Source organism: Silicimonas algicola (assembly GCF_003148765.1).
Taxonomy (GTDB): Bacteria; Pseudomonadota; Alphaproteobacteria; order Rhodobacterales; family Rhodobacteraceae; genus Silicimonas; species Silicimonas algicola.
The window spans coordinates 198,704-210,703 of the sequence record NZ_QGGV01000006.1; the positions used below are offsets into that span (position 1 = coordinate 198,704).

Annotated in this window: 11 protein-coding genes; 3 read left to right on the forward strand and 8 right to left on the reverse strand. The window is 67.2% G+C overall.

Features of this window, described 5'->3' with window-relative positions:
• Positions 1–6 precede the first annotated feature (6 nt).
• The 8 genes from C8D95_RS14370 to coxB form a co-directional block, all read right to left on the reverse strand.
• A complete protein-coding gene (locus tag C8D95_RS14370; protein WP_109759873.1) occupies positions 7–531 on the reverse strand; it encodes a PAS domain-containing protein in 525 nt (174 codons plus the stop codon).
• A gap of 50 nt (positions 532–581) precedes the next feature.
• Positions 582–3,002 carry a DNA ligase D gene (ligD, locus tag C8D95_RS14375; protein WP_109759874.1) on the reverse strand — a complete coding sequence of 807 codons (2,421 nt, stop codon included), beginning with the start codon at positions 3,000–3,002 and terminating at the stop codon, positions 582–584.
• Between the two features lies 1 nt (position 3,003).
• The gene (gene ku / locus C8D95_RS14380; protein WP_109759875.1) at positions 3,004–3,858 is read right to left on the reverse strand and encodes a non-homologous end joining protein Ku; all 855 of its coding nucleotides are present in this window, start codon (positions 3,856–3,858) and stop codon (positions 3,004–3,006) included.
• A 173-nt stretch (positions 3,859–4,031) separates the two neighbouring features.
• Positions 4,032–4,994, reverse strand: coding sequence for a c-type cytochrome (locus C8D95_RS14385; protein WP_109759876.1), 963 nt, complete (start codon positions 4,992–4,994; stop codon positions 4,032–4,034).
• Positions 4,991–5,611, reverse strand: a complete 621-nt coding sequence (locus C8D95_RS14390; protein WP_109759877.1) for a cytochrome c oxidase assembly protein — start codon at positions 5,609–5,611, stop codon at positions 4,991–4,993. The genes C8D95_RS14385 and C8D95_RS14390 overlap by 4 nt, the downstream gene beginning before the upstream one ends.
• On the reverse strand, positions 5,608–6,009 hold the full coding sequence (locus C8D95_RS14395; RefSeq protein WP_109759878.1) for a hypothetical protein: 402 nt from the start codon (positions 6,007–6,009) through the stop codon (positions 5,608–5,610). Before C8D95_RS14395 ends, C8D95_RS14390 begins: the two co-directional genes overlap by 4 nt.
• Complete coding sequence (ctaD, locus tag C8D95_RS14400) at positions 6,006–8,498, reverse strand: cytochrome c oxidase subunit I (RefSeq protein ID WP_109759879.1); 2,493 nt, start codon at positions 8,496–8,498, stop codon at positions 6,006–6,008. The genes C8D95_RS14395 and ctaD overlap by 4 nt, the downstream gene beginning before the upstream one ends.
• A complete protein-coding gene (gene coxB / locus C8D95_RS14405) occupies positions 8,495–9,484 on the reverse strand; it encodes a cytochrome c oxidase subunit II (RefSeq protein ID WP_241239697.1) in 990 nt (329 codons plus the stop codon). Before coxB ends, ctaD begins: the two co-directional genes overlap by 4 nt.
• Before the next feature lie 75 nt (positions 9,485–9,559).
• Here coxB and C8D95_RS14410 point away from each other — a divergent pair, with 75 nt between their 5' ends.
• The 3 genes from C8D95_RS14410 to C8D95_RS14420 all read left to right on the forward strand — a co-directional run bounded on the left by C8D95_RS14410 (position 9,560) and on the right by C8D95_RS14420 (position 11,998).
• Positions 9,560–10,141: a cytochrome b gene (locus tag C8D95_RS14410; protein WP_109759880.1), complete on the forward strand. Its 582-nt coding sequence runs from the start codon at positions 9,560–9,562 to the stop codon at positions 10,139–10,141.
• A complete protein-coding gene (locus tag C8D95_RS14415; protein ID WP_109759881.1) occupies positions 10,138–10,878 on the forward strand; it encodes an SDR family NAD(P)-dependent oxidoreductase in 741 nt (246 codons plus the stop codon). Before C8D95_RS14410 ends, C8D95_RS14415 begins: the two co-directional genes overlap by 4 nt.
• 94 nt (positions 10,879–10,972) lie before the next feature.
• Positions 10,973–11,998 carry a four-carbon acid sugar kinase family protein gene (locus tag C8D95_RS14420; RefSeq protein ID WP_109759882.1) on the forward strand — a complete coding sequence of 342 codons (1,026 nt, stop codon included), beginning with the start codon at positions 10,973–10,975 and terminating at the stop codon, positions 11,996–11,998.
• Positions 11,999–12,000 lie beyond the last annotated feature (2 nt).

Consider the following 12,000-nt stretch of genomic DNA (forward strand, 5'->3'; position numbering starts at 1 on the left):
CGTTGTCTAAAGCCTGTGACGCGCGATGAGCGCGTTGGAGTTGGCGATTATGTTGTAGTTGGCAAGTAGGTTCCACTGGGTGGGCCGCAAGACCGAGGCAATTGCCTGGACGTCGCGTGTCAGCGCCCCCGCGTAGGCCTCGATGTCGCCGCGGTCGCCATCTCCGACGTCGAACTGCGAGGCGAGGATCAGTGCGTCCTCGCCTGCAAAGACTAGCCGCGACATGTAGACCAGGTTGAGAAAGCGCGAGCCGTCCTTGCGGATGTTCGGGATCAGGAAGTGGGCGTCGGTCGTCTTGCCATCGTTGACGAAGGCATGCATCCGCACGCGCACCGGTCCCGCGCCGGTATTGGGCTGCAGGAAGCGGCAATTGCGCCCCAGCATCTCGTCCGGGCCATAGCCGGTGATACGGCAGAAGGGCTCGTTCACGGCGACGAGGGGGCAGTCGGGCAGCCGGGTATCGCCCACGGTCATCGCGACGCGGCTATTCCGGACATGGGTCTCCAGGCCGTCAGGAAGGGCATCGGTCACGCGGTTCTCCTCCGATCAGTCGATAAGGCGGGACGATGCCGGCGAGACCGTCATCGGTCCGAGACCCAGGCTTCAAGCCGCTCGACGACGCGGGCATTCAGTGTGGCGGGTTCCGGCCGGTCGGGCACGGGGCGGTCGAGTGCCTCGCGGATCGACACGCCATTCGCACGGCGGAACGAAGGCAGTTCGTCCCAGGTCACGGGGACTGCGACGGGCGCGCCCGGCCTCGCCCGAAGCGACCACGGAGCGATGGCCGTCGATCCTCTCTCGTTGCGCATCCAGTCGATGAAGATGCGCCCCTCGCGTTTGGCCTTCGACATGGTGGCGACGAAGCGCTTCGGTTCAGCGGCGGCGAGATGCGCGGCGAAGGTGCGGGCGAAGAGGGAGACGGCCGGCCAGTCCGCCGTCCGGCGCAGGGGAACAACGACGTGAATTCCCTTGCCGCCGGTCAGAAGGGGCCAGGACGGCAGGCCGAGACTTTCCAGCCTGTCGCGCACGTCGAAGGCGGCCTTCCGCACCTTGGCAAACCCGAGACCCTCATCGGGGTCGAGGTCGAAGACCATGCGGTCCGGGCGCTCGAGCCGGTCCCGCCGCGAGCCCCAGATGTGGAACTCGATGGTGCCGACCTGAGCCGCGCCGACAAGGCCTTCGGCCGTCGTGATGGTCATGTAGTCCTCGACACCGCCGTTCTTTTCGGGAATCGGGATAGATCGGATGGCGTCGGGAAAGCCCTTGCCGCGGTGCTTCTGGAAGAACGACTCTCCGCCCAGCCCCTCCGGTAGCCGCACCAGCGACAGCGGCCGGTCGGCCATGTCCGGGAGCATCCGCTCGGCGACCTGGGCGTAGTAGTCCGCGACGTCGCCCTTCGTGACCTTGGGCTTCGGAAAGACGACCCGGTCCGCCGAGCTGATGGCGACGCCCGAAACGGTGATGGCGTCCTTCGCCACGAGGCGCGCCGCGGCGGGACGCACGACCTGCGCTGGCGGCTTGTCGTCGCGCAGCCCGATGAAAGTCGCGTGACGCAGGCGGCCCTGATCCGTCGTCTCGGCATAGCGGATCTCGGCGACGAGGCGGGGCGTCACCCATGTTACCCCCTTCGCTTCCGCCGCCTCGACGTCCACGGGCGCAGACTTGCGGGCGAGCGGCTTCAGCTTCGCGGCAAGATCGTCGGCAGTCTCTCCGTCCCACCCGGTGCCGACCTTGCCGACATAGACCCAGCCCCCGGCATCCTCGACACCGAGGAGGAGCGAGGCGAAGGGCCGCCCGCGCTTGTCGGACGCCTGCCAGCCGAGGATGACGAATTCGTCGCGTTTGATGCACTTGATCTTCTGCCAGACCGTCGAGCGTCCGCCGCGATAGGGGGCGTCGATGCGCTTCGAGATCAGGCCCTCGCCGCCGGTGTCGCAGATCGACTGGAACGCGCCGTCGGCATCGCCTCGCAGGACGGGCGAGAGTTGAAGCCGGCCAAGGGGCGGTGTGTCGTCGAAGAGACCTTCCAGAGCGTCGCGTCGAGCGTCAAGAGGCTGGGACACAAGGCTTTTGCCGTCGAGCCAGAGAAGGTCGAAGGCGTTGAGCGTGAAAGGCCCACCCGCCGAAATCGCGCGCTGAAGCGCACCGAAGCCGTAAAGACCCGCGCCGACGGTCACCTCCGCGTCGATCAGCGCCGTGTCGCAGTCGAGACGCTCCAGCGGGCGGACGAGCGGCGCGAAACGGTCCGTCCAGTCGTGCCCGTTGCGCGAGAAGATGCGCACGCCAGACTTTCCGACGGCGCACAAGGCGCGATAGCCGTCGAACTTCAGTTCGTGCCACCGCGACCCGGGATCACCGAGAGCGTCGGTCTGCGTCGCGAGTTGCGGCGCGCGCCACTTCGGCGTCACGCCTTTTCGCTTCGCAACCGGTACCGGCGCCTCGTCCTTGGCGATGGCGTCGAAGCCTCGGTTCGTGACCACGCTGGTCTTGTAGCGCTCGACGGGGTCGGGGGCGTGCGCCGCCTCGTCATCTTCCTTCATCAGAAGCCAGTTCGTGCGCTTACCCTCGCGGTTCATGCGCACGAGGTTCCACTTTCCGCTCATCCGCTCGCCATGAAGCGCGAAGTGCAGATGGCCTTTCTTCAACCCTTTCTGGACGTCCATGAGCGGCTGCCAGTGTCCGATGTCCCAGAGCATGACGGTGCCCGCGCCGTAGTTGCCCTCGGGGATCGTGCCCTCGAACGTCAGGTAGTCGAGCGGGTGGTCCTCGGTTTCAACCGCCAGACGCTTCTCGCCCGGATCTAGCGAGGGGCCCCGCGTTATCGCCCAGGACAGCAGAACGCCATCCCACTCCAGTCGAAGGTCCCAGTGCAGCCGCGTGGCGTCGTGGTTCTGGATGGAATAGGCGGGTGCCAGGCCACCGGTCGCCGAGACGCCCGAACCGTCAGGCTCGGGCGTCGCCGCGAAATCGCGCATCCCGTGATATCGATCGAGCCGGGCCACGTCAGGCCTTCTTCCGCCGCGACCCCTTGGCGGGCGTCTTGGGCGCGGCCTTGCCCTTGTCGGCCTTCAGGCTGTCCTTCAGGGCCGCCATCAGGTCGATGACGTTGTCGCCGCTCTTGCCGCCACCGGACTTGGCGTCGGGTCCGGTCCTGGCGCGCGGGGTCTTGCGGTTCTTGCGCTTGGCCTCGATCAACTCGCGAAGGGCCACATCGTAGTGATCCTTGAAGGCGTCGGCATCGAAGGGCGCCGTCTTTCGGTCGATCAGTTCGGTTGCGACCGCCAGAAGGTCCTTGTCCGCCTCCTCGTCCTCAATGGAGGCGAACAGCGGATCGGCCGCCTTGATCTCGTCGGCATAGTGCAGCGTCTCGAGAAGCAGGCCGTCGCCGCAGGGGCGGATCGCACAGAGGTATTCCTTGCCGCGCATCGTGAGCTGCCCCAGCCCCGTCTTTTCGCTGGCGCGGAGGGCGTCCCGGACGACGCGATAGGCGTCCTCGGCCAGGTCGTCGGTCGGAACGACGTAGTAGGGCTTGTCGAAGTAAAGCGGCGGGATCTCGCAGGAGCCGACGAATTGCACCAGTTCCAGCGTCTTCTTCGTCTCGAGCCTGATGGCGTCGATCTCGTCGGGTTCGAGAAGGAGATATTCGTCGTTGCCGATCTCGTAGCCCTTCATGATCTCACCCGCATCGACAGGACCGACGCCGGGCACCGTCTTCTCGTACCGGACCCGTTGCCCCGACCCCTTGTGAATCTGACGGAACTCGATCCGGGCGCCGGTCTTGGTCGCCGAATGGATCTCGACCGGGATCGACACCAACGACAGGCGTAGCTGACCTTTCCAGAGCGCGCGCGATGCCATGACGGTCTCCTTTCGCGACTCCCAATGCGCGAAGGGCCGAGTCGGTTGCATTCATCCGGCTCGGAGAGGCGGGGTCGACACGCCAACCCCTCTGTTCGGACGAGAAGAACGGACCGTTGAGACGCCGATACGCGATGCCGTGATCGCCCAGGCGCTCGCGGAAGAGTGACGCTCTATTGGCGTGAGAACCAGTCGGCCAAGTCGGCGATCTCGGCGTCGGTCAACTCGCCCGAGGCGTGCTGCATGAGCGCGACCCAGGGGCCGCCGCCGCGCTCGGGGTCGCCCTCCATGAAGAGGTGAAGCTGGGTTTCGAGGTAGCTCCGGTACTGCCCCGCGAGGCGAGGGAAGGATGGAGACGCCGCATTTCCGTGGCACCCGAGACAGGCGCCGACAGACTGGTCCGGGTTCCCGTCAGTCGCGATGGCCGGAGCGCCCTCGGCCGAGACCTCGACCGCATTGCCTGACAGACGCCCGGCCAGCGCCTCGATGGCGTCGGCGTCGAGTTCCGTCGCCACCTCCTGCATGAAGCCGCTCTTGCGTGCGCCTGAGCGGAAGGCGCGCAGGGCGTCGGCAAGGTAGGCGGGCGACTGTATCCCGAGACGTGGCGCGGCGTCGATATCGCGGACATGGCAGCGGGCGCAGGTTGCGACGGTGTCGTCCTGGGCCACCGTGTCCATCGCTGCGACTTTTGCGTACTCGTCGGCGTTAAGGCCCGGCAGGCGCAGAAGGAAGGCCACCATGGCCCAGACCTCGTCCGACCGTCCCGGCGCGGTCCATCCGGGCATGGCACTCCCCGGCACGCCGTCGTGTACGACGCGGTAGAGAAGCGCGGGCGTCCAGTCCGTCAGCCGGTCGTGAAGGCGTGGCGCGGGCGGCACGAGGACCAGATGGCGGCCGCGCTCGGGGTCGGCCGGGCTGCCGTGGCACTCGGCACAGACGAGGTCGTAGTGGACCGCAGCGCGCCTCAGGACTCCCAGGTCGTCCTCGCCTTCGACGAAAGCAGGCATGTCGTGCCCCCGCGCGGCGGAGAGCAGCCTGTCGAATGTCTGAAGCGGGGGCCGAACCGCTGTGAGGATGGCCACGAGACCAAGGAGCGCCACCGACCCGCCAATCGCGATGACCGCGCCCCGCTTCACGTCCGCGCCTCCGACGGCCGCAGACCCATGGCGGCCAGCCAGAGGCCGGCCAGAAGGTAGACGCTGCCCGAAACGGCGAGCATGACGATCCCGCCCAACTCCTGGTCCTGCATCGCGTCGAGGCCCCAGATCCCGGCGCCGTGCCCCTCGTGTCCGTGGAGGAGAACGGGCGACACGGCGATGAGCACGCCAAGAAGCGTCATGTGCATCGCAGTGAAGAACAGCGCGAGGGCACCCGCCAGCGCCGGACCGGCCAGGGCGGGAAGCCAGACGAAAAGGGCGGCCAGCGCGAAACTCGCTTGTTCCAGCGCCAGGATCCAGCCGTTGGCGCGTGCGGCGGTCTGAAGCGCGGGCAGGTGCCACGCCCAGACCACGACGAGATCGATCATGGTGGCCGCGGCGAGGATGACGGGCGCGCGGGCGGCGAGGCGTCCACCAGACAGCGCGGGGGCAAGGCCGAGGGCGATCATCGGGATCGCGGCGGCGACGACACCCATGTGCAGGATCATGTGCGCCGCATGGCTTCCACCACGGGCGATGCCGGGCAGAGGACCGGCCCAGAGCGCAAGCAGGCTTGCCACGCCAAGGACCAGCCAGACAGGGCGGAGGCCGCTCATCGGCAGGTCCCCACGAGCACGGCGGGGATCGCGACATAGATCACGCCGACCCCCGACAGGACCGACAACATCAGCGCGACGTGACCGAGAAAGCGATGCCGCTCTTCGGGGGTGTCGTGGTCGTAGTCGAAGTCGTCGTCCGTCAGGCTTCGCGCCCGGATGCGCCACAGCCGCAAGGTGTTGAAGCCGATGAGGGCAAGCGCAATGCCGGTCAGGACGAAGATGCCCGTCCGCGCGGGGTCGAGGTCGGCCATCCTCCCCGCCTTCTCGCAGTGAATGGCGGCCCAGACATAGCAGGCGAGGAAGTGAAGCGACCAGACGATGGGTGCCGCGATCACCTGGCACAGGTCGGTGCCCGTCTCGACCCGCCGGCGCTTATGCGGTGCTGCCTTGCTCATTGCGCGCCCGGGACGAAGCCGATGACCGCCGCCGTGACGAGGCCGGCGAAGAGCGTGAAGTGCCAGTAGAGCGTCACGTTCCAGATGTCCGCGTCGTAGTCCGGCGTCATCTTCCCCGCCAGCGACCGCGCGAGGCAATAGCCTTGCATGATGGCACCCGCGAGCAGATGCGCCATGACCCAGAGCACCAGCGCGCCGACGATGGCGGGATAGGAATGCGATGTCGGGTCCATCCCCCTGGTGAGCGGTCCGAGCGCGAAGGCCGCAGCCGCCGCCAGCGTGGCGGCGACCGAGAGCCCGAGAAGGAACCGTGCCGTCGTCACCGCGCCGGCCGCGTTCCTCAGCCGGGCGGCAAGGGTCAGGCCCCAGGCAAGTGCCGTCAGAAGACCCGCGGCCGCGGGCCAGAACATGCCCGGTGTCACGCTGCCCTCGGGAGGGAACTCGGGGTGGACGGTCCAGAAGAAGAAATACCCGAAGACGAGGGCGAGGAAGGCCGTGGCGTCGCCCGTCATGGTGATGAACATGGCCCACCAGCCCGTCGCCTGCGGCCCCGACCGGTAAAGCGGCAGCACGAGGCCATTGCCTACGTCCTTCTCGGTCTTTTCGGGGATCGGTGCCGCACCGTGCCACAGCCACCAGATTTGCGCCGCGAGGTAGAGGAGCCCCGAGGCGAGCGCCGTCCAGTAGAAATGGAAGGTCGAAAGGATGAAGAGCCCTCCCAGACCCACGGCGGCAACCATGGGCACAAAGGATGGCCCCGGAACGCGCAGAACCTGCACCGGCGTCGCGTCCAGCACCGTCGTCACCAGCGTCTCGCGCTTGCCTTCCTCGGCGTCGGGCAGATAGCCCTCGGCTTCGAGGCTGCGGCGGACGATGTCGGGATCGTCCCAGAGCGGATAGCGGTGACTGATGTCGGGGATCGAGCGCATCCCGATGTCGAGCGAGGGCGACAGCCACTCCAGGGTGCCGGCCTTCCAGGGGTTGTGGCCCGCGTCCTCGCCGTACTTCCACGACTTCAGGCAGTTCCATACGAAGACCAGGAACCCCGCGGCGAAAAGGAAGGCGCCGGCTGTCGAGACGAGGTTGAGTTCGCTCCACCCCCGGTCGGCCCCGTAAGTGAACACCCGGCGCGGCATCCCCAGAAGCCCCGTCAGGTGCATGGGCAGGAAGGCCACGTTGAAGCCCGTGAACATCAGCCAGAAGGACCAGATGCCGAGACGCCTGGACAGAAGGCGGCCGCTGAAGAAGGGGAAGTAGTAGTGAACGCCCGCCAGCGTGGGAAACAGCATGCCGCCGATCAGCGTGTAGTGCAGGTGAGCCACGATGAAATAGGTATCGTGGACCTGGAAATCGAAGGGCGCCACGGCGACCATCACGCCGGTCAGACCGCCCGCGACGAAGGTGGCGAGCGCGCCGAGGCAGAAGATCATCGGCACCGACCGCTGGGCGCGACCCAGCATCACTGTCCCGATGAAGGCGAAAAGCTGAATGCCCGTCGGGATCGCCACGGCCTCGGAGGCTGCCGAGAAGAATCCGAGCGAGATCGACGGCAGGCCCGTCGTGAACATGTGGTGGACCCAGAGCCCGAAGCTGAGGAACCCGGTGCCGAGCGCCGACAGAACGATCCACGAATAGCCCACGATGGGACGGCCCGAGAACGTGGGGATGATCATCGCGAGAAGGGCGATGGCGGGCAGGAAGATGATGTAGACCTCGGGGTGCCCGAAGATCCAGAAGAGGTGCTGCCAGAGCAGTGGGTCGCCGCCTCGGGTGATGTCAAAGAACGGCCAGTCCAGCAGGCGCTCGAGTTCGAAGAGAAGGTCGCCCGCGATCAGCGGCGGGAAGGCGAAGAGGATCATCCCTCCGACGACGAGGACGTACCAGCCGTAGAGCGGCGTGAGGTTGATGTGCATCCCCGGCGCCCGGCACTTCAGGACGCCGACGATCAGCTCGACCGCGGCGGCGATGGAGGCGACCTCGATGAACGACAGGCCCAGAAGCCAGATGTCGGCGCCGATCCCTGCCTGCTCGGTGGCGAGCGGGGGGTACATGAACCATCCCCCGTCGGGGGCGATGCCGAAGAAGATCGAGCCGCAGACGAAGACGCCGCCGATCAGGAAGCACCAGTAGCCGAAGGCGGACAGGCGCGGAAACGGCAGGTCTCGCGCGCCCAGCATCGCGGGCAGGATCAGGATGGCCACGGCCTCGAAGATCGGCACGGCGAAGAGGAACATCATCACCGTGCCGTGGAGCGTGAACACCTGATTGTAGGTGTCGGCCGAGACGAGACCGGCCTCAGGCACGGCGAGTTGGGCACGGATGATCAGGGCAAGGACGCCGCCGAACAGCATGAAGGCGAAGGCGGTGACGATGTACCAGATGCCGACCGAGGTGTTGTTCACGTCCGACCAGTAGGCGAATCCTTTCGGCGTCTCCCAGGTCTTCTCGAGGCGCCGCTCCTGCGCCTCGCGGGTCGCGGCGTCGGTCATTTCAGCCCTCCGAGGAAAGCGAGGATCGCGTCCATCTGGTCGTCCGTGAGCATGTCGTAGGAGGGCATCCGCGCGTCGGGCTTGAACGCCACGGGATGGGCGATCCACTCCCGCAGGATCTCGGACGTGTTGTCTAGGATACCGGCGATGGTCGCGCGGCTGGCGAAATGGGTCAGGTCGGGTCCGGTCGCGCCAAGCTCGACGACGCCCCGCACCGTATGGCAGCCACCGCACCCCGCCGCGACGAAGGCGGACGCGTCGCCGCTCGCCGGCTCGGCCTGGGCGGCGAGATAGGCGGTGAAGTCCTCGGGCGGGACGACCCGTGCCTCGAAGGCCATGAAGGCATGGCTCGCGCCGCAGAACTCGGCGCAGATGCCGCGATAGAGGCCGGGCGTCGTCGGACGCAGCCTCAGCACGTTCTCGCGCCCGGGAATTGTGTCCATCTTGCCGCCGAGGGGCGGGATCCAGAACGAGTGTATCACGTCGGGACTGGTCAGGTGGAAATCGACCTCGGCGCCCGCTGGCAGGACGACCTCGTTCGCGGTCTCGATCATCGCGCCGTCCGGCCCCTCGATGCGGACGCGCCACCAGTATTGCTCGGCCTCGACGTGGACGCGCAGGTCGGGCGGTTCTCCCGGTCCCCAATCGGGCAGGAGCGTCAGCCCGTAGGCCAGAAGGGCGCCAAGCGTCACGGTCGGGAAGACGACTCCGCCGAACAGCACGACGAGGTCGGCGCCCCGCTCGGTGGTCGGCTTTCGTCGGGATACGATGGCAAAGACCGCCGCCCCGAAGACAACCGCCCAGATGACGACAGCCCCCACGGCCATGACCCAGAACAGCCGAGCGATCTCGGCGGCGTCCTCTCCGGCGGGGTGCAGGACGCTCTGCGCGGGATTGCAACCCGCCAGAAGCGCAAGCGTCGCCGGACCGAGCCAGGGATTTGGATTTCGCCTCCAGGCATGAAGATGACTTGCGATGACGGGCACCTGGGGCTTTGGTAGTCGGAACGGCGCGCTCCGTCCTGTCGGGATGCGGGCGCCAGCGGCGGGATACTGGAAAACATGCACGAAACGGATGCTGGACGAAAGGGGTCAGACGGTCGGGAAGAGACCGAGGCGCGCGCCGAGGTAGACGGCTACACCCCCCTCCAGATCGCGCTGCACTGGGCCATCGCAGGGCTCGTCCTCGTGCAGCTTCTTCTGAACGGCTCGATCGAGGTCGCCTTCGACGCGCGGATGGACGGCGACGTGGCCCTGCACGGCTTCATCGGGCAGGCGCTGGCCTTCGGACACATCGCGATCGGGTCGGCGATCCTGATCCTCACCGTGTGGCGTCTCGCGGTGCGCCTCAGCGTCGGCCCGCCCGATCCGTCCATGCCCGCACCGCGCGCCATCGTCCTCATCGGCAAGATGGCGCATGTGGCCCTTTATGCCTTCATTCTCGTCATGCCGATGACCGGCCTCGTTGCCTGGGTTTTGAAAAGCGATATCGCCGCCGAGCTTCACGAATGGCTGCGCTGGCCCTTCATCCTGCTCATCATCGGACACGGTCTCGGCGCGTTGCTGGAGCACATGGCCTTCGGCAACAGGACGCTTGAACGGATGCTGAGAAGCAAAGTGCGCGGGGCGGCGGGCCAGAGATGACGCTCGGCGGACAGGTGGCCATCGTCACGGGCGCAAGCCGAGGCATCGGGCGGGAGACGGCGCTGCGGCTTGCCCGGGCAGGCGCACAGGTGATCGTTCATGCGACGGGCCTCGAGCGGGTCGAGTCGCTGGCGGCCGAGATAGGGGCGGATGGGGCCGTCGCCGTCGCCGGGGACATCGTCGATCCAGGTGTGAGCGCGCTGCTCGCGCAGACGGCACTTGACCGCTTCGGGCGCATCGACGTCCTCGTGAACAATGCAGGGATGAACCTGCGTTCGGGCACTCTCGACATGGCGCTCGAGGATTGGCAGCGCGTCATGAACGTCAACCTCAACGGCACGCTTCACGCCTGCCGGGCCGTGCTTCCTGCCATGATCGCCGCGCGGTCGGGACGGATCGTCAACGTCAGTTCCACCGCCGCGAAGACGGCGCACCGCAATGCCGCTCCGGCCTACGGCGCGTCGAAGGCGGCCGTGAATTACCTCACCATGCACCTCGCCCGCGAAATGGCCCCGCACGGGATACGGGTGAACGCTGTCTGCCCCGGTCCCGTCGAGACGGACATGACCGCCGAATGGGACGACGGATATCGCGCGCAGGTCATGGCGAATGTTCCCCTTGGACGTCTGGGGCGGGCCAGCGAGATCGCCGATACGATCCTGTTTCTCGCCTCCGACGCCTCGGGCTTCGTGACGGGCGAGACGCTGAACGCGAACGGCGGTACCTTCATGGCTTGAGATGCTCCAATATGTAAACAGATTGGACCGAGAAGAGTATTGACGAACAAGCCTTTGCTTCTACCCTGCGAACAAATTCGCCTTTGGAGAGAGCTTGCTTCAAGTCGCCATCATCGCCGATGACCTGACCGGCGCGCTCGACGCGGCCGCGCCCTTCGCCGGGGTTGCGGGTGGCGTCGTCGTCGCCACGCGCCCCGAAACGCTGGGGGCCGCCTTGGCAACAAATTCCGGCGTCGTGTCGGTATCGACCCGCTCGCGCGAGGTCCACCCGGAAGAGGCGCAGCGAAGGGTCGCCGCCGTTCTGGCGGAGTTGCCGAAGGGCCTCCGGTTGTTCAAGAAGATCGACTCGCGCCTGAAGGGCAACGTCGCCTCCGAGCTGGAGGCGTTCGGAGACCGGCAGATGATCGTCGCGCCCGCCATCCCCGAGTTCGGGCGGATCGTGCGAAACGGTCATCTGGAGGGCTTCGGGATCGACATGCCGCTGGCTGTCTCCAAGGCTCTCGGTGCGGCATCGGATCGCGCCGCCATCCCCGACACCGTCACAGCCTCCGACATGCGGGAGGTGTTGCGACTCGCGGGCGAGGGTGCGGTCCTCGTGGGTGCAAGGGGGCTTGCCTCGGCACTTGCGTCCTCCCTCGGTGTGGTCGCTGCACCCGCGCCGGTGCGCCTCCCCGGGCCGGTCTGCATCGCCATCGGCTCCACCGACCCGATCACGCTGTCGCAGGTGGCGCAACTCGCACAGCATGGCGAGGGCGTTCAGCATGTCCGGGCCGTCTCGGGCCGCGTTCCACTGGCGCCGGACGGTGCCCTCGCCCCGGTGACGCTTCTCCAGATCGTCGGCGGCAGGGACGACGACGTCGGCACGACATCGCGCCGTTTCGCCGAAGGCGCCGCTTCCTGGCTCGGCGGCGCGAGGTCGATCATCGTCTCGGGCGGTGCGACCGCAGAGGCCTGTCTCGATGCCCTTGGCATCGACGTCCTGTCGTTGAAGGGCGAGGCGCTTCCCGGGCTGCCTGTGTCGGAAGGGGGCGGACGGACTATCGTGACGAAGTCGGGCGGCTTCGGGGATGTCGACTGCCTGCTTCGCCTGGTCGCGGGTGCGGTGGTCACGGAGGCATGAGC

Bases quoted from the DNA above. Each gene is read 5' to 3' on its own strand.
- C8D95_RS14390 (WP_109759877.1), bottom strand. From the start codon at position 5,611: ATGAGCGGCCTCCGCCCTGTCTGGCTGGTCCTTGGCGTGGCAAGCCTG.
- ku (WP_109759875.1), bottom strand. From the start codon at position 3,858: ATGGCATCGCGCGCGCTCTGGAAAGGTCAGCTACGCCTGTCGTTGGTG.
- C8D95_RS14410 (WP_109759880.1), top strand. From the start codon at position 9,560: ATGCACGAAACGGATGCTGGACGAAAGGGGTCAGACGGTCGGGAAGAG.
- ctaD (WP_109759879.1), bottom strand. From the start codon at position 8,498: ATGACCGACGCCGCGACCCGCGAGGCGCAGGAGCGGCGCCTCGAGAAG.
- C8D95_RS14395 (WP_109759878.1), bottom strand. From the start codon at position 6,009: ATGAGCAAGGCAGCACCGCATAAGCGCCGGCGGGTCGAGACGGGCACC.
- C8D95_RS14415 (WP_109759881.1), top strand. From the start codon at position 10,138: ATGACGCTCGGCGGACAGGTGGCCATCGTCACGGGCGCAAGCCGAGGC.